The sequence below is a fragment of the Pseudomonas xanthosomatis genome (assembly GCF_019139835.1).
Classification (GTDB): Bacteria; Pseudomonadota; Gammaproteobacteria; order Pseudomonadales; family Pseudomonadaceae; genus Aquipseudomonas; species Aquipseudomonas fakonensis.
Genome location: NZ_CP077075.1, coordinates 5,421,106 through 5,445,756, shown reverse-complemented (window position 1 = coordinate 5,445,756; position 24,651 = coordinate 5,421,106). Strand labels below are relative to the sequence as shown.

The window sequence follows — 24,651 nt, the reverse complement described above, 5'->3', positions numbered from 1 at the left end:
CTTTGGCCTGCCGGCCTGCGTGGGCCATCAGCTGATATAGCGCATGCCGCGCGCGCGTAGCAGTGCGTGCAATTCGGCAGGTTGCTGCAGGCGACGTTCGTGGATCGTCGGCCAATCCGGCTGCTCCACGTAGATGAAGCGCCCTTCAATTTTGATCAGGGTGCGTCGCAGCGACCGATCACGCGCTCTGTTGATCACATAGGAGTCGCCAGCCTCCTCGGCAATGGTGTAGTCGCCGGGGCGCCTGAGCAACGTTTCGAAGTCCTGGACCGCAGTGGGCTCCGAGCCTCTGGCGGCAGAGGGCTTCGAGGACACACCAGCGCGTAACCGAAGGTCGCCCTTGACTCGTTGGAAGTGCTCACCCTCGCCCTTCCATTTCAGGCCATTATATTTCACTGTCAGCCCTGGGTCGGTATCGAGGCGGTCCGGCTGGCCTATGGGGGCATCCTCGACGCGCAGGCCAATGGCGCCTTCCAGTTCGGCGAGCCCGGGGATACCCTCGAACAGATTGCTGTGGGTGTTGCCGACCAATGCCACCCACCTGCCTGGCCCACGCAAGGCCTGATCGGCCTGGATGATGCGATGGGCGTAGAAATTCATCATTTCCTGGCGTGAAGCCGGGTTTGGTTGCCCTTCCTGCCTGTAGCTCGTCATGCAGTCGATGGACTGGATCCGCACTTCGTTTTTCTGTGCCTGTACCAGCACCTGGCGGAACGTGTAGCGGCCCGACTCATCGGTCATATGCCCGTGATCCTGCCCGGTGATGTAGCTATCCAGTTCTTCGGGCATTTCACCGGTGCGATTGAATACATCGAGGTCAGGCTGTTGGAAGTCGGTCTGGAAGTGCTCGAGGTAGAGCGTTTTCACTTTCATCTTGCGCAGCAGGGCCATGTTGTCGATCAGGAAGCGTTTGCTGCCCATTTCGCTGTGGGACTCGCCGATCACCAGGCCGTTGGTGTTGTCGTAGATTTTCCCGAGCAGGGCCTTGGTGGTCATGTTTTCGACAGGTTCCGGTATTGGTGGGCGCGGCGGCAGGTCAGGCGCCTTCATGAACTCTGCCGCATCGGTGGCCAGCTGCTGGCGCACCTTGCGGAACGTGACAACGGCCTGGTGCATATCCAGATTGAAGCTTACATGGTCACCACTGAGCACTGGCCTGTCGGCATTGCGCAGGTGTGCATGAAGCGCCGGTGGCATTTCGTACTGGTTTTCGGGCAATGCTGGCAATTCGGCGGGGGCGGGCGTTCGCCCCCAGGCCTTGAGCCGCGAGAGCATGCCGCCCTTGAGGCCGGCGCGTTCAACAGGGTGCCATTGGCCATCGGCGTCCAGGCGAATGCCTTGGCATTTGTAGAAGGAAAACGGATTTTCGGGGTCGACGATGACCCAGGTTTTCAGCTCGCCGACGTAGCGGACCTGATAGGGCAACTCGTCGATCAGCACGTGAAACTGGCCGTCTTGCACATAAACACCTGCAAGATTCCCGGTTCCAGGCTCCCCTGTAATGATCACGTTGGTTTCAAATGGGGCCAGCAACTGCGCGCGGTCCCCGGGCCAGAAGGGCCGGGGTACCCAGTGCTCAAGTTGGGCGGGGGTGATGGGCTGGTCCTGCTCATGGGGCCCGCTTTCTTCAGGCCCGATGGGTTCCTCTGGCGCCGGCACAGCGTTTTCGCCCTCGCCAATCTCTGCCAGTGGCTTGCCGGGTGCCCCGAGCAGGAATGTGGCGTTGAACAGGGTGTCGATCGCCGCGAAGATCGCCCCGACTACCCCGGCCCTGCGCTCGCTTGTGGTGTGGCCATTGATTGCCTGGTCGACGTTCAAACCGGTGGTGGCCAGGCCGGCGCCAACCACCACCAGGGCGACCGGCCAGTCCACGGCGGCCATTGGGGCAAACACTTTGTTGAATGCGTTGAGGTAGCCGATCCACAGTTGTTTGCGCAGGTCGGCATTCGAGCGCAGGGAAAAATGCACATCATCCTGCATGCGTTGCTGAGCCTTGTCACGCAGCCAGCTGAAACCATCGCCAGTGATCGTCAGGTCCGAGGTGTTCAGCCCGCTATGGTCGTCCCGCCCCCAGCTTTGGTACAGCAGGTCGACAAGGTGATTGAGCCCGACGCCTGCGTGGCTTTCCTCGCGGTCGGCAAGGGAAAAGTGGCCCATGAAGCGGGCGCGGTTTTCGACTTGATTGTTGTGGGTCAGTACCCACCAGTACAGCGCCTGTTCGTCAGGGAAGAGCTGCAGGGCATCGACTTCACTGGGGATGTACAGCAGTTGCCGGCCATCGGTCATGACTATGCGCAGGATATCGGTCGCTACGTGGCCGCCGATGTCCAAGGCGCTCAGGCGTACCTTTGCCTTGTCCGGGGCTACCTCGCGAAGCAACTGTTCTTGCGAGGGTGGCCAGAACTGCCCGCCGACCAGGGCAGCAGATGCCTCGGCGCAGCATTTGGCGAGCGCCGAACCCGGGTTTTCGGCGCAGGCCTCCAGCACCTTGCTGAGGAAATTGAGCTTGGCCAGGGTGCGAAAGTCGCTGTAATGCTTGGCCCAGAATGCCTTGAGACGCTGCTTGAAGTTGCTGGCGAAGTCGATGCTCCAGAAGTACTCCAGCACCTGCCTGGCGTCGAGGCGGACTTCGTTGCGCTCGTCGTACTCGCCCTTGTCTGGCCCGTCGGTGTAGAAACCGACCAGGTAGCTGAGCAGGTCGGCGTTGTCCGAATCGTTGGCATTGAAACGGTGCATGACCAGTTGCGGCAGGGTCAGCGACTCGAAAGGGGTTTCGAAATGCTGCCAGCCCGAGTAAGTCCTGGGGCTGCTGGAAGCGGTGGCGAAACGGTGCAGGTAGACGTTATCCGGGTCCAGTTTGTGGATGCCGTTACGGTCCAGAACCTGTTGCGCGACTTCGCGCGCCATCTGGCGCATGTCCGGACAGTCGTCGGTCAGTTGGCTGGCCAGGGCCTGCAGCGCCGTCTTGTCGGCATTGGGCGTTGTTTCGAGCGACATGCTGTTACTCCTTTGGGATAAGGGTTGGCAGCTTGTTGGGAGGTGGTTGGGGGAAGGCGGTACTTATTGATGCCCGGCATGGGAATACGTGCTTTCACTTAATCTTTCGCAAATGCAGGTGTATCGTATTCGCCCTTCATCGCTGGCCGCTGCTGGCAGACTGATTGCGCGAAAACGAGGTACCCGCACCAATGTCCTTTTCCCGTCGACAAATGCTCAAAGGCCTGACCGGCCTGGTGGTGGTAGGCCTGGGCGCCGGAGGTGCCGCGCGTTACTGGCTGGGCAAGGTCGAGGTTGACAACGCCGGGCACGACTACGAGCTGATCGCAGCGCCGCTGGATGTCGAGCTGGTTGCGGGCTTCAAGACCGAGGCCTGGGCCTTCGGCCCGTCGGCGCCGGGCACTGAGTTGCGGGTACGCCAGGGCACCTGGCTGCGGGTGCGCTTTATCAACCACCTGCCGGTGGAAACCACCATCCACTGGCACGGTATCCGCCTGCCGCTTGAGATGGACGGCGTGCCCTATGTGTCGCAACTGCCGGTGAAACCGGGCGAGTACTTCGACTACAAGTTCCGCGTGCCGGATGCCGGCAGCTACTGGTACCACCCCCATGTCAGCAGCTCCGAAGAGCTCGGTCGCGGCCTGGTTGGCCCGCTGATCATCGAGGAGCGCGAGCCCACCGGCTTCAAGCACGAGCGCACCCTGAGCCTGAAGAACTGGCACGTCGATGAGCAGGGCGGCTGGCTGCCGTTCAGCATCCCCCGGGAGGCTGCGCGCAACGGCACCGCCGGGCGGCTGATCACCATCAACGGCCAGGCCGACTCGGTCACTGAGCTGCCGGCCGGCCAGGTGGTGCGCTTGCGCCTGCTGAACCTGGACAACACCTGGACCTACCGCCTGAACCTCAAGGGCAACTGCGAGGCGATGATCTACGCCCTGGACGGCAACCCGGTGACCCCGCGGCCGCTGGACGAGGAGTACTGGCTGGGCCCGGGCATGCGTATCTGCCTGGCCGTTCGTATTCCCGAGGCGGGCGAGGAAATCTCCCTGCGCGACGGTTTCGTGCGCCTGGGCACCCTGCGTTCGGTGGCCAGCAGCGACGCGCCTGGCGACTGGCCCAAGGCGTTGCCGGCCAACCCGATCGCCGAGCCGGACCTGGAGAAAGCCGAAAAGCTCAACTTCAATTTCGAATGGGTCGGCAAGGTTTCGGTGAACACCGAAAACGGCAAGCCGCCGAGCCTGTGGCAAATCAACGGCCAGGCCTGGGACATCACCGACAAGACTTGCGCCGACCGGCCCATCGCCACGCTCAAGCTCGGCAACAGTTATATTTTCGAGCTGAAGAACATGACCCAGTACCAGCACCCGATCCACCTGCACGGTATGAGTTTCAAGGTGATCGGCTCCAATCGCCGGAAAATCCCCGAACCTTACTTCACTGACACCTACCTGCTGGGCAAGAACGAGCGCGCGCAAGTGGCGCTGGTGGCGGATAACCCGGGTACCTGGATGTTCCACTGCCACGTCATCGACCACATGGAAACCGGCCTGATGGCCGCGATTGCGGTGGTGTGATGCGCCCGCAGATCATCGATCGCAGCCGCGACCAGGAATTCATGCGCCTGGCCCTGGACCTCGCCGCCCAGGGCGCGGCGCTGGGCGAGGTGCCGGTGGGGGCGGTGCTGGTGCAGCACGGCCAGGTGCTGGGGCAGGGCTTCAACCGGCCGATTCTCGACAGCGACCCCAGTGCCCACGCCGAGATGGTCGCCATCCGCGCCGCTGCGCAGGCGGCCAGCAACTACCGGCTGCCGGGCAGCACCCTGTACGTCACGCTGGAGCCGTGCAGCATGTGCGCAGGGCTGATTGTGCATTCGCGGGTGGCGCGGGTGGTGTTTGGTGCGCTGGAGCCTAAAGCAGGCATCGTGCAGAGCCAGGGGCAGTTCTTCGGGCAGGGCTTTCTCAACCACCGGGTGATGGTGGAGGGGGGAGTGCTGGCCGAGGAGTGCGGGGCGATTCTGAGCGAGTTCTTCAAGGCACGGCGGGCCAAGGGTTAACCTGCATTGGCCAACCGGCTCCTACAGGTTACGTGCAAGCTTCAAGGGCAGCGCATTACCTGTGGGAGCGGGCTTGCCCGCGAAAGGGCCGGTGCAGGTTTACATCGGCGGCGACTGCTCCGCCGGCTTGTCCTTGTTCACCCCGGGCACATGCAGGTTGCCTTCGGCCACCTGGCCCTCCAGCTGCGGCTGCGTCACCCAGGTGAGGATGTCGTAGTAGCGGCGGATGTTGGCCACGAAGTGCACCGGCTCGCCGCCGCGGGCATAACCGTATTTGGTTTTGCTGTACCACTGCTTCTGCGACAGGCGTGGCAGCATCTTCTTCACGTCCAGCCACTTGTTCGGGTTCAGGCCTTCGCGCTTGGCCAGGGTGCGGGCGTCTTCCAGGTGGCCGCTGCCGACGTTGTAGGCGGCCAGGGCGAACCAGGTGCGGTCCGGCTCCTGGATGCTGTCGTCGAGCTGTTCCTTGACCAGCATGAAGTACTTGGCGCCGCCCTGGATGCTCTGTTTCGGGTCCAGGCGGTTGGATACGCCCATGGCCTGGGCAGTGCGCTGGGTGAGCATCATCAGCCCGCGTACGCCGGTCTTGGAGGTGACCTCGGGCTGCCACATGGACTCCTGATAGCCGATCGCCGCCAGCAGGCGCCAGTCGACCTGCTCCACCTTGGAGGAGGCCTTGAAGTGCTTCTCGTACTTGGGCAGGCGCTGCTGCAGGTGCTGGGCGAAGGTGTAGGCGCCTACATAGCCGAGCACGTCGACGTGGCCGTAGTAGCGGTCTTTGAGGCGTTGCAGGGTGCCGTTCTTCTGCGACTTGTCGAGGAACTCGTTGACCTCGTTGAGCAGGCTGTTGTCCTCGCCTGCAGCCACCGCCCAGCGCTGGTCGCGGGCGTCACCCAGGTCGAAGGCCACGCGCACGTTGGGGAAGTACACCTGGTTCATCGCCAGTTCGTTGGAGTCGACCAGGGTCAGGTCGATCTGCCCTTCGTCGACCATGCGCAGCAGGTCGACCACCTCGACGGCGTCGGACTCTTCGTATTCCAGGGCCGGGTACTGTTTTTTCAGCTCGGCCAGCTGGTCGGCGTGGCTGCTGCCCTTGAGCACCATGATCTTCTTGCCCACCAGGCCCTTGGCCTCGGTAGGGCGCGAACGGCCGTTGCGGTAGATGACCTGGGGCGTGACTTCGAGGTACGGGTGGGAGAACTTTGCCTGGCTGGTGCGTCGCTCGCTGCTGACCAGGCCGGCGGCAGCCAGCACCGGGCCGGACGGCTTGCCCAGCTGGTTGAAGATGTCGTCGAGGTTGTCGGCGGTCTCGATCTCGAGCTTGACCCCCAGGTCGTCGGCAAAACGCTTGACCAGTTCGTATTCGAAGCCGGTTTCGCCGTTGCGGTCCTGGAAGTAGGTGGCCGGGCTGTTGCGGGTAATCACGCGCAATACGCCATCCTCCTTGACGCGTTCTAGGGTGCTGGGTTTTTCAACACAGGCACCGAGCATCAGGAAGAGTCCGGTTGCGAAGAGCCATTTGGCGCAACGCTGGCGCAAAGCAGTGTGGGCGAACATAGCGTGCAGTATACGCAAAGCACCGCCCCCGCCATATCTCGACAACGGCTGGCTTGTCTGCTAGCGGGTTCTGTGCAGTGCCGGCTCCTTGTCCTTGTAGGAGCAACTGCCTTGTGCTGGCTGTGCCGGCCTCATCGCCGGCAAGCCGGCTCCTGCAGAGGCCGCGCAAAGCGGGTGTTTTTTTGACTTTGAAGTCCGGTTCCACCGCCCGGCAGCACTGGCGTAGAGCAGGTGCCGAAAGCCTGCGAATTAGGCTAGAATGCACGGCCTCTAAGCACACCCCTTCCCTGAGGCTGTCCCGACGATGTTGATCCTGCGCGGCGCTCCTGCCCTTTCTGCCTTTCGCCACGGTAAATTACTCGAGCAACTGAGCCAGAAAGTCCCCGCTGTTACTGGTTTGTATGCCGAATTCGCCCACTTTGCCGACGTTGACGGCGAGCTGACCGCCGACCAGCAGCAGGTGCTGCGCCGTCTTCTCAAGTACGGCCCGAGCGTGCCGGTACAGGAGCCGACCGGCCGCCTGTTCCTGGTTGTGCCGCGCCTGGGCACCATCTCGCCGTGGGCGAGCAAGGCCAGCGACATCGCCCACAACTGCGGCCTGCAGTCGATCCAGCGCCTGGAGCGCGGCATCGCCTACTACGTCGCCGGCAACCTCAGTGACGCCGATGCGCAACTTATCGCCGCCGAACTGCACGACCGCATGACCCAGCGCGTACTGGGCCAGCTCGAAGGCGCCGCCGACCTGTTCAGCCACGCCCAGCCCAAGCCGATGACCTCGGTCGACGTGCTCGGTGGTGGCCGCGCAGCGCTGGCGCAAGCCAACATCGACCTGGGCCTGGCCCTGGCCGAAGACGAGATCGACTACCTGGTCAACGCCTTCCAGGGCTTGCAGCGCAATCCGAACGACATCGAACTGATGATGTTCGCCCAGGCCAACTCCGAGCACTGCCGCCACAAGATCTTCAACGCCAGTTGGGATATCGATGGCGAGGAGCAGGAAAAGAGCCTGTTCGGCATGATCAAGAACACCTACCAGATGCACAACGAAGGCGTGTTGTCGGCTTACAAGGACAACGCCTCGGTGATCGTCGGCAGTGTGGCCGGGCGCTTCTTCCCGAACCCTGAAACCCGCCAGTACGGTGCGGTGCAGGAGCCGGTGCACATCCTGATGAAGGTCGAGACGCACAACCACCCGACCGCCATTGCCCCGTTCTCCGGCGCCTCCACAGGCTCCGGCGGCGAAATCCGCGACGAAGGCGCCACCGGCCGTGGCGCCAAGCCAAAAGCCGGCCTGACCGGTTTCACCGTGTCCAACCTGCGCATTCCGGGCTTCGAGCAGCCGTGGGAGCAGGCCTACGGCAAGCCGGAGCGCATCGTCGACGCCCTCGACATCATGATCGAAGGCCCGCTGGGCGGCGCCGCGTTCAACAACGAATTCGGCCGCCCGGCCCTGACCGGCTACTTCCGTACCTTCGAGCAGAGCATCAACACCCCCCACGGTGAAGAAGTGCGCGGCTACCACAAGCCGATCATGCTCGCCGGCGGCATGGGCAACATCCGTGAAGACCACGTGCAAAAAGGCGAGATCACCGTCGGCGCCAAGCTGATCGTGCTCGGCGGCCCGGCCATGCTGATCGGCCTGGGTGGCGGCGCCGCTTCGTCGGTGGCCACCGGTGCAAGCTCCGCCGACCTGGATTTTGCCTCGGTACAGCGCGAAAACCCTGAAATGGAACGCCGCTGCCAGGAGGTCATCGACCGTTGCTGGCAACTGGGCGACGCCAACCCGATCGCGTTCATCCACGACGTCGGCGCCGGCGGTATCTCCAACGCCTTCCCGGAGCTGGTCAACGACGGTGGCCGCGGTGGCCGCTTCGAACTGCGCAACGTGCCCAACGACGAGCCGGGCATGGCCCCGCATGAAATCTGGAGCAACGAATCGCAGGAGCGTTACGTGCTGGCGGTCAGCGCCAAGGACTTCGAGCGCTTCCAGGCCATTTGCGAGCGCGAGCGTTGCCCGTTCGCCGTGGTGGGTGAAGCCACCGAAGAGCCGCACCTGACCGTTACCGACAGCCACTTCGCCAACACCCCGGTGGACATGCCGCTGGACGTGCTGCTGGGCAAGCCGCCGCGCATGCACCGCTCGGTCACCCGTGAAGCAGAGCTGGGCGATGATTTCGACCCGAGCCAGCTGGACCTGGACGAAGCGGTAGGGCGCGTACTCAGCCACCCGGCCGTGGCCAGCAAGAGCTTCCTGATCACCATCGGCGACCGCACCATCACCGGCCTGGTTGCCCGCGACCAGATGGTCGGCCCTTGGCAGGTGCCGGTTGCCGACGTTGCCGTCACCGCCACCAGCTTCGACGTGTACACCGGCGAAGCCATGGCCATGGGCGAGCGTACCCCGCTGGCGCTGCTGGATGCCCCGGCGTCCGGGCGCATGGCCATCGGCGAAACCCTCACCAACCTGGCCGCCGCGCAAATCGGCAAGCTGTCCGACATCAAGCTGTCGGCCAACTGGATGTCCGCCGCCGGCCACCCGGGTGAAGACGCGCGCCTGTACGACACCGTCAAGGCCGTCGGCATGCAGCTGTGCCCCGAACTGGGTATCACCATCCCGGTCGGCAAAGACTCCATGTCGATGAAGACCAAGTGGAGCGAGGAGGGCGTCGAGAAGAGCGTTACCGCGCCGATGTCGCTGATCATCACCGGCTTCGCCCCGGTCACCGACATTCGCAAGACCCTCACCCCGCAACTGCGCCTGGACAAGGGCGAGACCGACCTGATCCTGATCGACCTGGGCCGCGGCAAGAACCGTATGGGCGCCTCGATCCTGGCCCAGACCTACGGCAAGCTGGCGGCGCAAGCGCCGGACGTCGACGATGCCGAAGACCTCAAGGCGTTCTTCGCCGTGATCCAGGGCCTGAACGCCGACGGCCACCTGCTGGCCTACCACGACCGTTCCGACGGTGGCCTGCTGACCACCGTGCTGGAAATGGCCTTTGCCGGCCACTGCGGCCTCGACCTGCAACTCGACCCGCTGACCGACAGCAAGGGCGAGGTGCCGGCCATCCTGTTCAACGAAGAGCTGGGCGCGGTCATTCAGGTTCGCCAGGATGCCACCCCGGACGTGCTGGCGCAGTTCAGCGCCGCAGGCCTGGGTGAAGAGTGCGTGGCAGTGATCGGCAAGCCGATCAACAACGGTGAAGTGTCCATCAGCCTGAACGGCGAAGTGCTGTTCGACGACGACCGCCGCATGCTGCAGCGCCAGTGGGCTGAAACCAGTTACCAGGTGCAGCGCCTGCGCGACAACGCCGACTGCGCCGACCAGGAATTCGACCTGCTGCTTGAGGAAGAGAACCCGGGCCTGTCGGTGAAGCTGGGCTTTGACGTCAACGACGACATCGCAGCACCGTACATCAAAAAGGGCGTGCGCCCGCAAGTGGCGATCCTGCGCGAGCAGGGCGTCAACGGCCAGGTTGAGATGGCTGCCGCCTTCGACCGCGCAGGCTTTGCCGCCATCGACGTGCACATGAGCGACATCCTCGCCGGGCGCGTCGACTTCGAAGCGTTCAAGGGCCTGGTGGCCTGTGGTGGCTTCTCCTACGGCGACGTGCTGGGTGCCGGTGAGGGCTGGGCCAAGTCGGCGCTGTTCAACGCCCGTGCCCGCGATGCCTTCCAGGCCTTCTTCGAGCGCAACGACAGCTTCGCCCTGGGCGTGTGCAACGGTTGCCAGATGATGTCCAACCTGCACGAACTGATTCCGGGCACCGAGCACTGGCCGCACTTCGTGCGCAACCGTTCGGAGCAGTTCGAGGCGCGTGTGGCCATGGTCGAGGTGCAGAAGTCCAACTCGATCTTCCTGCAGGGCATGGCCGGTTCGCGCATGCCGATCGCCATCGCCCACGGCGAAGGCCACGCCGAGTTCGCAAGCGAAGAAGCCCTGCTGGCCGCAGACCTGTCCGGCACCGTGGCGCTGCGCTACGTCGACAACCACGGCAAGGTCACCGAGGCCTACCCGGCCAACCCGAACGGCTCGCCACGCGGTATCACCGGCCTGACCAACCGCGACGGCCGCGTGACCATCATGATGCCGCACCCGGAGCGTATGTTCCGCGCCGTGCAGAACTCCTGGCGCCCGGATGAGTGGCAGGAAGATGCTGCGCTGATGCGCATGTTCCGCAACGCGCGGGTGTGGGTGAACTAAGGCGTGTACAAGCTCGCCTTCTTCGTCCCGGGCAGCCATGTCGAGGTGGTCAAGGCCGCTGTGTTCGCCGCAGGTGGCGGGCGCATCGGCGCTTATGAGCACTGCGCCTGGCAAACCCTCGGCCAGGGCCAGTTTCGCCCCTTGCACGGCAGCCAGCCGTACCTCGGGCAAACTGGCCAGGTCGAGACGGTCGAGGAGTGGAAGGTGGAGCTGGTGGTGGCCGATGAGCTGATCGCTCAAGTGGTCGCAGCGCTGAAGCACAGCCACCCGTACGAAACACCGGCTTATGAGGTCTGGCCGCTGGCCGATTTCTGAGGTTCGGCGCAGTACCCATCGCGGGGCAAGCCCGCTCCCACGCATTCTTCATCGGTTGCGTGGGAGCGGGCTTGCCCCGCGATGCATTTCAGAGCGCATGATTTGGAAATTACTCAGTCCTGTGGGAGCGGGTTTACCCGCGAAGCAGCCAGCGCGGTGGGTGGCACCGGCTGCGCCGGTGTTCGCGGGTAAACCCGCTCCCACAGGATCGCGTCAGGCTTGAAGCCTGCGCTGTAGCTGCGGGAGCGGCTTTCAGGCAGTGCCTATCTCCCCGCCATCGAGCCGCTGGATGACCACGGTCGACGAACGCGGCCGCACCTTGCTGCCCGGCGCAGTTACATCGGTCGCCACATCGGTGGACGGCCAGTTTTCCGGGTGCTGGATATTGATGAACAGGGTCTTGTTGTCGGGGGTGAAGGTGATACCCGTCACTTCGCAACCATTGGGCCCGACGAAGAACCGCCGCAGGTCGGCCTGGTTCTGCGCGTTGATCGGCACCTGCTTGCCATTGCCATCCACCAGGTCGGTGGGGATCACCGCCAGCAACTGGTCATTGGTGTAGCGGGTCAGGGTTTCTTCGCCGTTGTCGGTCTCGAACCACAACACGCCGCGGCTATCGAAGCTCATGCCGTCGGGGCTGGCGAACTGGTTCATTTCGGTCAGGCCGGAGCGGTTGATGTCGGCGCCGCCATCGGCATTGGCACCGAACACGAAGATGTCCCAGGCAAAGTGCTGGTGATCGTCGCTGTCGTGCCAGCGGATGATATGGCCATGGCGGTTGGGGCCGCGCGGGTTGGCCTTGTCGGTCTTGTCGGCGCTGCGCGCGCTGTTGTTGGTCAGGGTCAGGTAGGCGTCGCCGTTCAGCGGGTTGACTGCGGTCCACTCGGGGCGGTCCATGGGCGTTGCGCCAACGACATCGGCCGCGCCACGGGTATTGACGATGATGCCCGGCAGGTCGCCGAACAGCGCGCCGAGGGTTTTGCCGTCGCGGGTTGGCGTGGCAACGTCGAGCAGCAGCCAGTCGCCGCTGCCGTCGGCATTGAAGCGGGCGACGTACAGCTTGCCCTTGTCGAGGTACTTGGCGCCGATGGCCAGGCGGTCGGCGGCCTTGGCGTCGGCCGGGTCCCACACGGCATCGGAGACGAATTTGTACAGGTACTCGTTGTTGGAGTCGTCACCGGTGTACCAGGTGAGCGGCTTGCCGGCCACCGCCAGGCCCGGGCAGCAGCCTTCATGGCGGAAGCGTCCGAGCGCTGTGCGTTTTACCGCGCGGGTGGCGCTGTTATACGGGTCGATCTCGACGATGTAGCCGAAGGTGCTGGCTTCGTTGCGATAGTCGTCGCTGGCACTGGCGCCCTTGGGGGTGACATCGAAACGGGCGAACTCGTCGTCCACCTCGCTGGCATCACCTGCCGCGCTCTCCCAGCGGTACTGGCCGGCGGTGGCGGCAACCCCGATGCGCACCTGGTCGGCCGGGCGGCTGGCAGTGTTGACGAAGATGCCGGGCCAGTTCTCTTCGCAGGTGAGGTAGGTGCCCCACGGGGTGTAGCCGTTGCCGCAGTTGTTGTTGGTGCCGCGGCACTCGATGCCGGCCGGGGAGAAGCGCGTGCGCACATGGTCGGTGCCGCGCAGGGGGCCGGCGATGTCCATCACCGTGGCGGTGGTGAAGCGGCGGTTGAGCGGGTCGTTGTCGACCACCTGCCAGCGCCCGCTGACCTTGCGGATGCGCACCACGCCGGCGCCGTGCGCGTTGATCTCCTTGCGCACCTCTTCGGCCGGGCGCTGGCCGCTGAGCGCGTTGCTCGGGCCGTGGGGGTGCAAGGCGGCGGTGTCGATGTATTCGAAGTTGATCGCCAGCAGGCCGTCGTCCGAGCTGCCGTCGATGGGGAAGAAGCGCATGCCGTCGTGGTGCATGCCCATGGCGTTGGCCTGATCGCTGGCGCTGTTGCTGCCATCGGCTTTCCAGGCGGCGCCGTTGCTGTTCAGCGGGGTGCCCCAGGGCGCCAGTACGTGGGCGCTGTAGCCGGGGGCGATGGCGCAGGCGTCGGTGCGCGAACCCTTGATCGACTGGAAGCCGAGCTTGGGCTTGGCCGGTTGCGGTGTGGGCGCAGGCGTGCCGTTGCTGCTATCGAAGCAGGCGGTCAGGCCGGTGCCGGCGATCATCGCAATGGCTGCACCGAGGCTGCCGCGGATGACGCTACGGCGGCTCAGGTAGGCGTCCATGACGCTGGCCATCGGCAGGTTGCCGGCGTGGTTACGGTCAAGGTTGTCGCCGCTGTCTCGACTCATCAGGTGTCCTTTTCTTGTCTGGAATAACGCAGAAAGCCGACTTTAGAACGCGATCATGATGTTTACATTGCAGGGCTGTTACTGCAGTGGCGGTCGCGTGGTATCGGCAGGTTGAATGCAAAAGCCCGGGCACGCCCGGGCCCTGTGGCTTATCGCTTGCTGTCGATGCTTGAGGTCTGCTCGGTGTTGCGGCTGTAGCCGCTGGTGCGCAGCAGGCCCAGGTCGAGGGCGTTTTCACCCTGCGCGGCGCCCTTGTCCTTGAAGCTGTCAACCAGGGCTGTGCCGATATCGACCGGTGCATTGCTCAGGTCCACCGACACATCCCGGCGCGAATCGCTGCCGGTCAGGGTTTCGCGGGTGACAGTGTTGCTGCCCAGCGCCACGCTGCCTTCACTGGCCTGCAACCGGGCGCCCACCAGGTGGGTATCGCCGCCGACCTTCAGCTCGATGCCCTGGCTGCCAGCCAGTGTGGTCTGCCGGGTGACGCTGTCGCGCTGCTCGCGGCTGACCTGCACCTTCACGGTAGGGGACAGTGCAGGCTCGGTACGGGCCAGGGCCTTGCCGGCCTTCTCCTGCACCTTGCCCGAGGCCGGCCCGGCCAGCGCACTGGCGGCATTGATATGGCCCTGGGGGTTCTTCTCCTGGCTCAGGCGCCCGTCGACGGCGACCGTCAGGCTGTCGACCCGGTCCTTGCGGCTGGCCACCCGCAGGTCGCCGCCCACCTTGCCCTCGATACGCTCGGCATCCAGCCTTGCGCCTTCGATGCGGGTGTCGCCACGGCTGTTCAGCTCGATGTGGTCGGCGCGCAGGGTGCTGTCGCTCCAGGTCTGGTTGTCCCGCTTGTCCACGGCTACCTGCACCCGGCCATGCAGGGCGCGGATGTCCTTGTCGGTGGTTTCGCCACGGTTCAGGCGCAGGCCTGCGCCGGCGGTGACGTTGAGGTTGTTGCGCCAGTCCCGTTGGCTGGAGGCCTCCACTTGCAAGCCGCCGTTGCGTGCGTCCAGGCCAATGCGCGTGGCGCTGGCCTGCAAACCTTGCACCTGCAGGGCCTGCTCATCGCGGGCAAGGCTGGTGAGCTGCGCGCTGCCCTGGCTTGCGAAGCGGGCGTTCACCGCCTGCTGGCTGTCTTCATCCACCTTGGCGCTGGTGAAGTGGCCACCCAGGCCGCCGCCCTTGCCGGTGCCTTGGGTCAGCGCCACCTCCAGGCCGCCTCCCAGGGTGTTGCCGCTGGCGCGGTGGCTGCTGTTGGCGGCCAGCACCTTCAATATGCCGTCGCTGTGCAGGGTGATATCGCCTGCAGCCTCGATGCGCGAACCCTCCACGCTGAGGTCGCCGCTGCTGCTCAACTCCACCGGGCCCTTGGCCTGCACGCTGGCGACCTGGGCCGTGGCATCTTCGCTGTCGCGGGTGCTGTAGTCAGCGTACCCGCGCGCATCCAGCCCGGTGCTGCCGGGGCGGTTGCCGCCCTTGGCCCAGAGGCTGGCGTCCAGTTGGCTTTTACCTTGAACGTTGCGGTCGTGGGCGGCGGCCAGGGTCAGCTTGGCGCCGCTGACGAGGCTGGCCGGGCCGGTGCCTGCGTCGATGCGCGTGCCTTCGTAACGGCCATCGCTGCCCAGTTGCACCTGGATGCCGGTTTGGCCGAGCAGGCTGCCCGGGCGGGCGAGGGTGGTGGTCTGCACGTCGCTCAAGGTGCCGAGTTTGCCTTCCAGGCGGCCGTTGATGTCCTCGCCGGTGCTGGTGTCCACCCGCAGGCCACCCGCCACGTCAGTGCGCTGTACCTCGTGGCGCTGCTGATCGCTGGCTGCCAGCAACTGATGCTGGTTGGCGTCGATGCGCAACTGGCCGTTGGTGGCGCTGTAGTCAGTGCCCTGGTCCTGGATGCTGTCGGCTTGCACCTTCACTGCGGCGCCGCTGAACTGGCCGGCCCGGGCCGTGCTGGTGCTGTCGGTTTGCCGACGTGCCAGGTGCTCGATGGCAAAGTCTGCGCCCACGCTGGGGGGCGCCAGGGCATCTTCGATACCCGCCTGCTGGAAGCGTGCCGCCTCGCGGCCTTCGACCAAGCGCTCGATGGGACGGGAAATATCCCGGTATTCGACGCTGGCGCCCAGGCTGCCCTGCCAATGGTTGCTGGAGGTTTCGCGCGCAGTGGTGTCGGTGGCGGCGCGGTTGTCGATGCGCCCGGCGTTCACCAGCAGTTGGCCGTCGGCCTGTACCTTGGCCCCTTCGCTGGTCAGCTGCGCGGTCTCAAGGTGCAAGTTGCCGCTGGCCTTCAGCTCGCTGGCCTGCGCCGTGGTGCTGTTTTCGCTGAGGCTGTCGCGGTTGCGGTGGCCTTCGAAGGCGCTGCCTACGCGGTCGATGCCGCCGGTCACCGCCAGGCCGCCGCCACTGCGGGTAGTGACCGTGCTGCTTTGCTCGCTGGCCTGGGCTGCATTCAGCTGTACCTCGGCGGCCTTGACCGTCAGGTCGCCGGCGGTGGCCTTGACCTGTGCGCCGCTGGCGACCAGTTGCGCGTCGCTGTGCAGGCCGACGCTGGCGCCGCTCAGGGTGCTGGCGACTCGCCCGGTGGCGGATTGCTGCTGCTCGACCGAGGCCACCTCGTAGCCGACCCTGGCCTCGAATTGCCGCGAGTCGGGTTTGCCGTCCTGGGCTTGCTGGGTTTGCCCGGCGCTGGCGGTGAAGTAGCGCTGCTGCTCGTTGCTCTCGCTGCTGTGGCTGGCCTGTGCGCTTTCCAGGCGCAACTGGCCCTTGGCATCCAGTTCGAGCTTGCCCCCTGCGGCGAGGGTGGCGCCCTTGACCTTCAGTTCGTCGGCGCTGGCCAGGCGCAGGTTGCTGCTGGAGCGCAGGTCGCTGACCAGCACTTCGTCGCTACTGCTCTTGCTCTGGCTGCTTTTGCCCGTCAGCCCGAACACCTGGCTGTCACTGGCGTGCTGTTGCGATTGCCGGGTGCTGTGGGCGGCTTCCACGGTCAAGCCGGCCTTGTTGCTGTACAGCACGGCGTCGCCGCCGCTGCTGACCGTACTGCCGCGAATACTCATGCTTTCGGCTGTCACGTCGAGCTTGCCCTCGGCGCGTACGCTGCTGCCGGCAGCCTGGCTGCCCTGGGTATCGTTGCCCTTGCGGTTACCGAAGAAGGTGCCAGACACCAGGTCGCCGCGGTAATCACGTTGATTGGCGTTGTCGCTGAGTGCCTGCTCGCCCACCTCGACCTGGCGTGCCTGCAGTTGCAGGTCGCCCTGGCTGCGCAGTTCGCTGGCGCGCACGCGCAGGTTGTGCCCGGCGCTGGCCACCAGGGTGCCGCCCTCCAGGGTGCTGGCGCTGGCACTTTCGCTGTACTGCTGGCTGTCCTTGTCACCGCGCCACAGGTGCTTGCGGTGGCGAACCTGCTCCTCGACCTTGCGGCTGTCGATACCGGCCTCGATGGCAATATCACCACCGCTGTGCAGCGCCAGGGTGGTGCCGGCCTTCAATTTTGCAGCGGTCAGTTGCAGGTCCGTGCCTGCCTCGAGCGACAGGCCTTCGCTGGCCTGCAAGCTTGCGCCTTGTTGCGTACTGTCGGTTTGCGTGCGGTCGCGGCTGTAGGTTTCGGTGGTGACGAACCAGGCTTTCTTGTTCCAGGCTTCGCGGTCGCGTTGCACATTTTCGCGGGTGTCGGCATCGAGTATCAGTTTTTGCCCGGCATGGGCTTCGATCTGCCGGGCCTTGCCCTGGGTTGCGGTGAGCTGCAGGTCGCCGGCCGAGCGCAGGCTGAGGCTGTCGTCAGCCAGCAGCTCGACCCCGCCCACCCGCACCCCGGCACCTTCGGCGGTGCTGCGCACTTTGATGCGCCCGGCGCGCATGGCGCCGAACAGGCTGGCGTCGATGCTCGACGGGGTGCCCGGCAGGTGCTGCAGCACTTCGCCGGTGCTGGCGTCCAGGCGGTTGCGGCCGGCGGTGAGGTTCAGGTCGCCCTTGGCTTGCAGGGGCCCCTGGCTGTCGATGCGCGGGGCGATCAGGTCGAGCGCGCCGTCGAGGTTGATCTGGCCACCGGCTTGCACATTCAGCGCGCCATCGGCCTGCAGGGTGTCGAGGTACTGGATGCGTTGGTCCTCGATCACCGGCGTGCCGACCAAAAAGCCTGCGCGGGTGGTGTTGATGAAGCTGCCGCCGTTGAGGGTGATGCCGTTGGGGTTGGCCAGAATGTAATCGGCGGCGCGGCCGAAGATTTCCTGGGGGCCTTCAATCAGCGAGGCGTGGCGGCTGATCACCTCGTTGAGGATGGTCGAGGCAGCCTGGCCGCGGAACTGCGGGTTGGCGCCCAGCGCGCCGGCCAGTTGCGACTGGCCGGCCTGCACGGCGTTGTTCAGCACCAGGCCCTGGCGCTCGACGTTGTAGTCGAGGAACTGGTTGTGCGAAAGGCCGTTGGCGTTGGGCGCGACGATGTCGATCACCGGCACGCCGTGGGCATTGTTGATGATTGGCGTGCCACCGGCGCCACTGGCCGGCTGCAAGGGGGCTGCAGCGTGCAGGGCGGGCGGCGCGAGCAGGCAGAGGAATATCGCCCAGCGCAGGTGGTCGGGGCGTAGCGGGCATGATGTTGAGTCATGGGTCATTGTGGTGCTCTCCTTTCTGTGGGTGAGTCAGAGGTCGAGGGCCCACTCCAGGCCCCAGTACCCAGGTTCGAGTGCCCGTCGCGGCAGGCCGCTGGCATACAGCGCGCGCTGGTAGTCAAGGCGGATGCGGTTGCCGGGCAGGCTCAGCTCAAGGCCGATGGCGCTGCCGGCCAGGCGTTGCGAGGGGCTGCCCTGGTCGAAGCGGGCCCAGCCGAGGTCCACGCCGAGGAACGGGCGCAGTTGCACCGTCGGCAATGAAGCAAGGGTGATGGGGTAGCTGAGGGTGTTGCGCCAGACGGCGCCGGTGGCACCCGTGACGGTGAGTTGGCGTACGCCGCGCACGGCGCTGTTGTCGTTGAGCGCCAGCTGTTCGACGGCGGGCAGAAAGTCCGGGCTGTACTGCAGGTTCAGCTCGCTCTGCCAGCGCCAGGGGAGCGCAGGTGGCGCCTGGGCCAAGTACAGCAGGCTGGCGCGGTACTTGCGAAAGTCCGGCTGTGGGGCGCGGCGGGCGCGTATGGCGTGGTCGGCACCGAGGGCGTCTAGCCCCTGGCTTACACCCAGCGAGGCGCTCCACAGGCCATGTTCGAGCCACAGCAGGTTGAGCCCTGCGTCCAAGGTAGTGAGCGTGGTGCTCTGCACTTTGAGTTGCTGGCCCTTGAGCTGGTTTTCCAGCTGTTTGCGGTCCAGCCGCAGGCCGGCACTGAGCATGCCGTGCTGGTTGCGCCACAGAAGGCGTTCGGCGGCCAGGCCCTGGAAGCGGCTGCCGCCCTCGGCCTGCAGTCCATTGGGCAGCGGGGAGCTGTAACTGAGCTGGCTGGCGTTGAGGGTGAAGCTCCACGGGCCGTAGGGGATGTTGTAGTACAGGTTCAGGCCACGGCTCTGGCCCGGGGCGCCGAGTACGGTCGCAAGCTGCGACAGGCGCAGGTCGTCGTTCAGGCCCAGCGGGCTGTCGATGCCCAGCCCGAGGTTGAGGCGATTGCGCCCGGTCAGTTCGCTGCCACGGTTGTCGAAGCGGCCTTCGAGGTGCCAGCGGCTGCGCACCTGGCGCGGGGTGATGGCGACTTGAGTGCTTCCGGGCGCCTGGCCGGGCAGCAGTTCGGCGGTGACCTCAAAGGCGCGCAGGCGGTTGAGCTGATCCAGGCCCTGTTCCAGGTCGGGCAGGTGCAGCGGCTGGCCGAGCAGGGCAGGGAAGGCGCCTTGCAGCGACAACGGCAGCGGCTCGGTCAGTTCGATGGCCTCGACATGGCCTTCGACGATCAGAATGTCCAGCGGCTCGCCGGGCCGGGGCGCGCTGCGCAGGTAGGGGCGGGCCAGCGGGTAGCCGGCCTGCACGTAGCGTTGGGTGACGGCGCGCAGCAGCTGATTGATGGCCGGTACGCTCAGGCAGGGCTGCAGCAATGGGCGCAGGGTGCGTTCCAGCTCGCTGGCCGAAAGCCGGCGGTTGCCGGCCAGGCGCAGGCCGCTTATCGGGAAGCAGGGGCCGTCGGTCTGGTCTGGTGAGCTGTCAGCAGGTGCCGGGCTGTTTTCGCGCTGGCGTTGCCAGCGGTGCAGGCGCTGTTGGCGTTCGAACTGCTCGGTGGCCTGGCGCTGCTCGCGCAGTTGTTGGCTGGCCGGGTCCGAGGCGTAAGCCGCAGAGGGGGTGGCCAGGTGCAGCAGCAGGCAGACCAGGGGCAGTGTGAGGGCACGGCTGAGCTTTTTGGGCATCGGAAAATCCCGCAATTCGTGTACGACTCTGGTACTCGGTTGCGTGGATTTTATGGATGCGTTTAGCCGGTTGGATGCGGTCCCGTGCCTTGATGGGCATCGGAAAAGTTACTTAGTTTTGTAGGTGATTTCTTTGCTGAAAGGTTATGTAACAAGCGCGTTTCGCAAAGATTGAACACGGTCTTTGTAGGAGCGGCCTTGTGCCGCGAAAGGGCTGCGTAGCAGCCCCGGCGATAACGCATGATGCCCAGAATCCGGGGGCGCTACGCACCCCTTCGCGGCGCAAGGCCGCTCCTACAGGTGGGCGGTGCTTATGCCCCGTCAGGGCCTGATCTCGATCAGCGTGCCGTCCTTGACCAGGTTCCACACCTCGCGCATGTCGTCGTTGCGCATGGCGATACAGCCTTCGGTCCAGTCCAGGGTGTGGAAGTACCACTCGGGGTACTCCTCGTTGATCGGTGTGCCGTGGATCATGATCATGCTGCCGGCACTGACCCCCTCGCGGCGGGCCTTGGCGGCGTCGGTGATGTTCGGGTAGGAGATGTGCATGGCCAGGTTGTAGCGGTCGCTGACCTTGCGCCAGTCCAGCCAGTACAAGCCTTCGGGGGTTCTCTTGTCGCCCTCGCGCTCCTTGGCGCCCTTGGGCTGCTTGCCCAGGGAGATGCGGTAGGTCTTCAGTGGCTCGCCACGGCTGATCAGTTGCAGGCGCCGTTCGGACTTGAGCACCAGCACCTTGTCGATCAGCCGCTCCTGAACCGCCGGGGTGGCAGGGGTGGTGGCTGCCGGCGCCGCCGAAAGCGGCTTGCGGATGATGGTTTCGGTATAGGCCGCCTGCGACAGCGAGGCGATTCCGAGGCAGAAAAGGGCAAGCAACCAGCGCATGAAACCGTATCCCTGAAGACTCAAGTGGTGGGCGACGAAACGTTCATCGGCGGCAGGTATTCATGGCCTATGGGGTAGTGCTGCCTGATGCGGTCGCGATAGTAGCATTCTAGTGTGCGCGTGACCGTGCGGAAAGCCAGCTCGCCCCACGGGACCTCATGTTCCTCGAACAGGCGCACCTCCAGGCTTTCCTCGCCCACGGCAAAGTCAAGGTCGGCAAGTTCGGCGCGAAAGAACACGTGCACCTGGTTGATGTGCGGCAGGTCGAACAGCTGGTACAGGCTGGTATCGCCCACCCGGGCGCAGGCTTCTTCGACGGTTTCGCGACGGGCGGCAGCGTCGAGGGTCTCGCCGTTTTCCATGAACCCGGCCGGCAGCGTCCAGAAGCCCCGGCGCGGCTCGATGGCCCGCCGGCACAACAGCACCTGGCTGCCCCAGGTGGGCAGCACCCCGGCAACGATGTTGGGGTTCTGGTAATGGATGGTCTGGCAATGGTCGCACACGTACCGCAGGCGGCTGTCGCCCTCGGGGATGCGCTGGGTGACGGGCTGGCCGCACGCGCTGCAGAATTTCATGCTTTCATTCCTGTAGGTTCGGGCTATCTTGGCGCGCCCGGCCCGCCCGCTGCAAGCGGCGCCCGGCGGGTGGGGCTTGGGTGCCCCGTGGCTTTTGGTGCATCATGCACGGCAGGCCTTGAACACGAGAGTGCGTAATGCTGGACGAGCTTCTTCGCCGAATGAGCAACCACACCCCCGCCTCGCTGGAGGTGGATCGGCGCTTCCCGGAAGCGGCGGTGCTGCTGCCCATCACCCGCAGCGAAGAGCCGGAGCTGGTATTGACCTTGCGCGCCAAGGGGTTGTCCACCCACGGCGGCGAAGTAGCATTTCCCGGCGGGCGTCGCGACCCTGAAGACCCGGATCTGGTATTCACCGCGCTGCGCGAAGCCGAAGAAGAAATCGGCCTGCCGCCGGGGCTGGTGGAGGTGATCGGCCCGCTCAGCCCGCTGATTTCGTTGCATGGCCTGAAAGTGACGCCGTTCGTCGGGCTGATCCCCGATTACGTCGAGTACCGCGCCAACGATGCCGAAATTGCCGCAGTGTTCAGCGTGCCGCTGGAGTTCTTCCGCCAGGACCCGCGTGACCACACCCACCGTATCGATTACCAGGGGCGCAGCTGGTACGTGCCCAGCTACCGTTATGGCGACTACAAGATCTGGGGCCTGTCGGCGATCATGATCGTCGAGCTGGTCAACCTGCTGTACGACGCCGGCATCAGCCTGCACCAGCCGCCGGAACGTTTCATCCAGAACTGAGCGGGGCCAACCCCGCCGCCTGCGCCAAACCCTGAGGAGCCACACATGAAATACCGCCTGGGCGACATGAAAGTCGAAGCCCACCCCACCAGCTGGACCGCCCCCACCGCCACCCTGATCGGCAAGGTGCGCCTGCAGGCCCGTGCCAGCGTTTGGTTTGGTGCGGTGCTGCGCGGCGACAACGAACTGATCGACATCGGCGAGGGCAGCAACGTCCAGGACGGTACGGTAATGCACACCGACATGGGTTCGCCGCTGACCTTGGGCAAGGGCGTGACCATCGGCCACAACGCCATGCTGCATGGCTGCACGGTGGACGACTACAGCCTGGTGGGCATCAATGCGGTAATACTCAACGGCGCACGCATCGGCAAGCACTGCATCATCGGCGCCAATGCGCTGATCCCCGAAGGCAAGGTCATCCCCGACGGCTCGCTGGTGATGGGCTCGCCGGGTAAGGTGGTGCGCGAGCTTACCGAGCAGCAGATGCGCATGCTGGAGGCCAGCGCCGCGCATTACGTGCACAACGCCGAGCGTTATGCCCGCGACCTGGTGGCTGACGATGACTGATGCCGCCCCCCGCGAGCGGCCAGTGGCCTCGCCGTGTGTGAGCGTGTGCGCGCTGGACGAGCAGGATATCTGCACCGGCTGCCAGCGCACGGTGGACGAGATCACCCGCTGGGGGCGCATGGACAATGCCGAGCGGCGGGTGGTGCTCAAGCTTTGCCATGAGCGGGCGGTGGCGGCGGGGTTGGTGATCGGCCTCTGAATGGTCGATTGCAGCGCGGGCTTCTTCGCGGGTAAACCCGCTCCCACAGGCCCATCACAAGCCTGTGGAGCGGGTTTGCCCGCGAAGGCCCTGGTGCTGGCTCCGAATTCAAGTATTCTGTGCCGCTTGCTCAGCGAATTCTCAGATCATGTTCTACCTCATCGCCTACATCAGCAGCGTGGTGCTCATCAACTACGCCTTCTCCAGCGCCCCGCACCTGGACGTGATCTGGTCCGCCTGGGGCGGGTTGGTGTTCGTCCTGCGCGACATGGTGCAGACCCGCTACGGCCATGGCGCGTTGGTGGCGATGCTGGTGGCGCTGGTGCTGTCCTACGTCACCTCGGAGCCGGCCATCGCCCTGGCCAGCGCCACGGCGTTCTTCATTTCCGAGCTGATCGACTGGCTGGTGTTCAGCATCACCCGCCGGCCCCTGCGTGACCGCCTGTGGTTGAGCTCGGCGCTGAGCATCCCGGTGGACACCTTCATCTTCTTCGGCATGATCGGCGCGCTTACGCCGGTGGTGGTCGGCACCGCCATGGCGTCGAAGTTCGCTGGCGTCACCGCCGTGTGGCTGATCATGGCCTGGCGCGCGCGCAGGGCAGCTGTGGCCAGCTGAACCTGTGGGATGAACTGCAAAGCAGCCCCGAAGCGCCTCGCACGGGTGTAGAATACCGGTCCTTTTTCAGCGGGCAGCGCCACCCGTAGCGCCGCCCCGGACGCCTTCGAGGACCTGAAATGACCCGTATCGGAACCCCATTGTCGCCGACCGCGACCCGTGTACTGCTGTGCGGCTGCGGCGAGCTGGGCAAGGAAGTGGTGATCGAGCTGCAGCGCCTGGGCGTGGAGGTGATTGCCGTGGACCGCTATGCCAACGCCCCGGCCATGCAGGTTGCGCACCGCAGCCATGTGGTCAACATGCTCGACGGCGTGGCCTTGCGTGCGGTGATCGAAGCGGAAAAGCCGCACTACATCGTCCCCGAGATCGAAGCCATCGCCACCGCCACCCTGGTTGAGCTGGAAAGCGAAGGTTTCACCGTGGTGCCAACCGCCCGCGCTACCCAGCTGACCATGAACCGCGAAGGTATCCGCCGCCTGGCCGCTGAAGAGCTGGACCTGCCGACCTCGCCGTACCACTTTGCCGACACCTTCGAGGACTACAGCAAGGCTGTGGCCGACCTGGGCTACCCGTGCGTGGTCAAGCCGGTGATGAGCTCGTCGGGCAAGGGCCAGAGCCTGCTGCGCAGCGCCGACGACCTGCAAAAAGCCTGGGATTACGCCCAGGAAGGTGGCCGCGCCGGCAAGGGCCGGGTGATCATCGAAGGCTTTATCGACTTCGAATACGAAATCACCCTGCTGACCGTGCGCCACGTGGGCGGCACCACCTTCCTGGCGCCGGTCGGTCACCGCCAGGAGAAGGGCGACTACCAGGAGTCGTGGCAGCCCCAGGCCATGAGCCCGAAAGCCCTGGCCGAGTCGCAGCGGGTGGCCCAGGCGGTCACCGATGCCTTGGGCGGGCGTGGCCTGTTTGGCGTGGAACTGTTCGTGAAAGGCGATCAGGTGTGGTTCAGCGAAGTGTCGCCGCGCCCGCACGATACGGGCCTTGTGACCCTGATTTCGCAAGACCTGTCGCAGTTCGCCCTGCACGCCCGTGCCATTCTTGGCCTGCCGATCCCGACCGTGCGTCAGTTCGGCCCGTCGGCCTCGGCGGTGATCCTGCCGCAAGGCCAGTCGCAGCAGACCAGCTTCGCCAACCTGAACGCCGCCCTGAGCGAGCCGGACACCGCCATCCGCCTGTTCGGCAAGCCGGAAATCAACGGCACCCGGCGCATGGGCGTTTGCCTGGCCCGCGACGAGTCGATCGAGGCTGCCCGGGCCAAGGCCACCCGCGCTGCGCAGGCGGTCAAGGTCGAGTTCTGATCTGACATTGCTGGGGGCGCCTTGCGCCCCTTTCGCGACACAAGGCAGCTCCTACAAGGGTTG

16 protein-coding genes are annotated in these 24,651 nt (G+C 65.3%); 9 read left to right on the top strand and 7 right to left on the bottom strand.

The window, feature by feature from the left end; all coding sequences use genetic code 11:
- Nucleotides 1–27: 27 nt before the first annotated feature.
- Nucleotides 28–2,997 (bottom strand): membrane-targeted effector domain-containing toxin, encoded by a 2,970-nt coding sequence (locus KSS93_RS24060; protein ID WP_217886278.1) that lies wholly within the window; start codon nt 2,995–2,997, stop codon nt 28–30.
- Nucleotides 2,998–3,188: 191 nt separating this feature from the next.
- Between KSS93_RS24060 and KSS93_RS24055 the strand changes: the two genes are divergently transcribed.
- Both KSS93_RS24055 and tadA read left to right on the top strand, forming a co-directional pair.
- The gene (locus KSS93_RS24055; RefSeq protein ID WP_217886277.1) at nt 3,189–4,571 is read left to right on the top strand and encodes a multicopper oxidase family protein; all 1,383 of its coding nucleotides are present in this window, start codon (nt 3,189–3,191) and stop codon (nt 4,569–4,571) included.
- Nucleotides 4,571–5,050 (top strand): tRNA adenosine(34) deaminase TadA, encoded by a 480-nt coding sequence (tadA, locus tag KSS93_RS24050; protein ID WP_217886276.1) that lies wholly within the window; start codon nt 4,571–4,573, stop codon nt 5,048–5,050. Before KSS93_RS24055 ends, tadA begins: the two co-directional genes overlap by 1 nt.
- A 99-nt stretch (nt 5,051–5,149) precedes the next feature.
- Here tadA and mltF read toward each other — a convergent pair whose 3' ends face one another.
- Nucleotides 5,150–6,607 carry a membrane-bound lytic murein transglycosylase MltF gene (gene mltF, locus KSS93_RS24045; RefSeq protein ID WP_217888798.1) on the bottom strand — a complete coding sequence of 486 codons (1,458 nt, stop codon included), beginning with the start codon at nt 6,605–6,607 and terminating at the stop codon, nt 5,150–5,152.
- Between the two features lie 304 nt (nt 6,608–6,911).
- On the opposite strand from mltF, the gene purL reads away from it, so the two are divergent.
- A complete protein-coding gene (gene purL / locus KSS93_RS24040) occupies nt 6,912–10,811 on the top strand; it encodes a phosphoribosylformylglycinamidine synthase (protein ID WP_217886275.1) in 3,900 nt (1,299 codons plus the stop codon).
- Nucleotides 10,812–10,814: 3 nt separating this feature from the next.
- A complete protein-coding gene (gene cutA / locus KSS93_RS24035; protein ID WP_217886274.1) occupies nt 10,815–11,126 on the top strand; it encodes a divalent cation tolerance protein CutA in 312 nt (103 codons plus the stop codon).
- Between the two features lie 252 nt (nt 11,127–11,378).
- Here cutA and KSS93_RS24030 read toward each other — a convergent pair whose 3' ends face one another.
- The 5 genes from KSS93_RS24030 to KSS93_RS24010 all read right to left on the bottom strand — a co-directional run bounded on the left by KSS93_RS24030 (nt 11,379) and on the right by KSS93_RS24010 (nt 21,165).
- Nucleotides 11,379–13,415 carry a PhoX family protein gene (locus KSS93_RS24030; RefSeq protein WP_217886273.1) on the bottom strand — a complete coding sequence of 679 codons (2,037 nt, stop codon included), beginning with the start codon at nt 13,413–13,415 and terminating at the stop codon, nt 11,379–11,381.
- A 149-nt stretch (nt 13,416–13,564) separates the two neighbouring features.
- Nucleotides 13,565–18,004 carry a hemagglutinin repeat-containing protein gene (locus KSS93_RS24025; RefSeq protein ID WP_217886272.1) on the bottom strand — a complete coding sequence of 1,480 codons (4,440 nt, stop codon included), beginning with the start codon at nt 18,002–18,004 and terminating at the stop codon, nt 13,565–13,567.
- Nucleotides 18,005–18,031: 27 nt separating this feature from the next.
- Nucleotides 18,032–19,708, bottom strand: coding sequence for a ShlB/FhaC/HecB family hemolysin secretion/activation protein (locus KSS93_RS24020; RefSeq protein ID WP_217886271.1), 1,677 nt, complete (start codon nt 19,706–19,708; stop codon nt 18,032–18,034).
- Between the two features lie 321 nt (nt 19,709–20,029).
- Complete coding sequence (locus KSS93_RS24015) at nt 20,030–20,590, bottom strand: L,D-transpeptidase family protein (protein ID WP_217886270.1); 561 nt, start codon at nt 20,588–20,590, stop codon at nt 20,030–20,032.
- Between the two features lie 20 nt (nt 20,591–20,610).
- Nucleotides 20,611–21,165: an NUDIX hydrolase gene (locus KSS93_RS24010; RefSeq protein WP_217886269.1), complete on the bottom strand. Its 555-nt coding sequence runs from the start codon at nt 21,163–21,165 to the stop codon at nt 20,611–20,613.
- 137 nt (nt 21,166–21,302) lie between these two features.
- Here KSS93_RS24010 and KSS93_RS24005 point away from each other — a divergent pair, with 137 nt between their 5' ends.
- The 5 genes from KSS93_RS24005 (at nt 21,303) to purT (ending at nt 24,588) form a co-directional block, all read left to right on the top strand.
- On the top strand, nt 21,303–21,902 hold the full coding sequence (locus KSS93_RS24005; protein ID WP_217886268.1) for a CoA pyrophosphatase: 600 nt from the start codon (nt 21,303–21,305) through the stop codon (nt 21,900–21,902).
- Between the two features lie 45 nt (nt 21,903–21,947).
- Complete coding sequence (locus tag KSS93_RS24000; protein ID WP_217840049.1) at nt 21,948–22,472, top strand: gamma carbonic anhydrase family protein; 525 nt, start codon at nt 21,948–21,950, stop codon at nt 22,470–22,472.
- Complete coding sequence (locus tag KSS93_RS23995) at nt 22,465–22,671, top strand: DUF1289 domain-containing protein (RefSeq protein WP_217886267.1); 207 nt, start codon at nt 22,465–22,467, stop codon at nt 22,669–22,671. The genes KSS93_RS24000 and KSS93_RS23995 overlap by 8 nt, the downstream gene beginning before the upstream one ends.
- Before the next feature lie 148 nt (nt 22,672–22,819).
- Nucleotides 22,820–23,287 (top strand): 7-cyano-7-deazaguanine/7-aminomethyl-7-deazaguanine transporter, encoded by a 468-nt coding sequence (locus tag KSS93_RS23990; RefSeq protein WP_217886266.1) that lies wholly within the window; start codon nt 22,820–22,822, stop codon nt 23,285–23,287.
- 119 nt (nt 23,288–23,406) lie between these two features.
- Nucleotides 23,407–24,588 carry a formate-dependent phosphoribosylglycinamide formyltransferase gene (gene purT / locus KSS93_RS23985; protein WP_217886265.1) on the top strand — a complete coding sequence of 394 codons (1,182 nt, stop codon included), beginning with the start codon at nt 23,407–23,409 and terminating at the stop codon, nt 24,586–24,588.
- The last annotated feature ends 63 nt before the right edge of the window (nt 24,589–24,651 follow it).

Excerpts from the sequence above, each read along its gene's own strand:
- KSS93_RS24015 (WP_217886270.1), bottom strand. The coding sequence starts at position 20,590 with ATGCGCTGGTTGCTTGCCCTTTTCTGCCTCGGAATCGCCTCGCTGTCG.
- KSS93_RS24060 (WP_217886278.1), bottom strand. The coding sequence starts at position 2,997 with ATGTCGCTCGAAACAACGCCCAATGCCGACAAGACGGCGCTGCAGGCC.
- KSS93_RS23990 (WP_217886266.1), top strand. The coding sequence starts at position 22,820 with ATGTTCTACCTCATCGCCTACATCAGCAGCGTGGTGCTCATCAACTAC.
- KSS93_RS24005 (WP_217886268.1), top strand. The coding sequence starts at position 21,303 with ATGCTGGACGAGCTTCTTCGCCGAATGAGCAACCACACCCCCGCCTCG.
- KSS93_RS24030 (WP_217886273.1), bottom strand. The coding sequence starts at position 13,415 with ATGAGTCGAGACAGCGGCGACAACCTTGACCGTAACCACGCCGGCAAC.
- KSS93_RS24020 (WP_217886271.1), bottom strand. The coding sequence starts at position 19,708 with ATGCCCAAAAAGCTCAGCCGTGCCCTCACACTGCCCCTGGTCTGCCTG.
- purL (WP_217886275.1), top strand. The coding sequence starts at position 6,912 with ATGTTGATCCTGCGCGGCGCTCCTGCCCTTTCTGCCTTTCGCCACGGT.
- KSS93_RS24010 (WP_217886269.1), bottom strand. The coding sequence starts at position 21,165 with ATGAAATTCTGCAGCGCGTGCGGCCAGCCCGTCACCCAGCGCATCCCC.
- purT (WP_217886265.1), top strand. The coding sequence starts at position 23,407 with ATGACCCGTATCGGAACCCCATTGTCGCCGACCGCGACCCGTGTACTG.
- KSS93_RS24000 (WP_217840049.1), top strand. The coding sequence starts at position 21,948 with ATGAAATACCGCCTGGGCGACATGAAAGTCGAAGCCCACCCCACCAGC.
- mltF (WP_217888798.1), bottom strand. The coding sequence starts at position 6,607 with ATGTTCGCCCACACTGCTTTGCGCCAGCGTTGCGCCAAATGGCTCTTC.
- KSS93_RS24055 (WP_217886277.1), top strand. The coding sequence starts at position 3,189 with ATGTCCTTTTCCCGTCGACAAATGCTCAAAGGCCTGACCGGCCTGGTG.
- tadA (WP_217886276.1), top strand. The coding sequence starts at position 4,571 with ATGCGCCCGCAGATCATCGATCGCAGCCGCGACCAGGAATTCATGCGC.
- KSS93_RS23995 (WP_217886267.1), top strand. The coding sequence starts at position 22,465 with ATGACTGATGCCGCCCCCCGCGAGCGGCCAGTGGCCTCGCCGTGTGTG.
- KSS93_RS24025 (WP_217886272.1), bottom strand. The coding sequence starts at position 18,004 with ATGACCCATGACTCAACATCATGCCCGCTACGCCCCGACCACCTGCGC.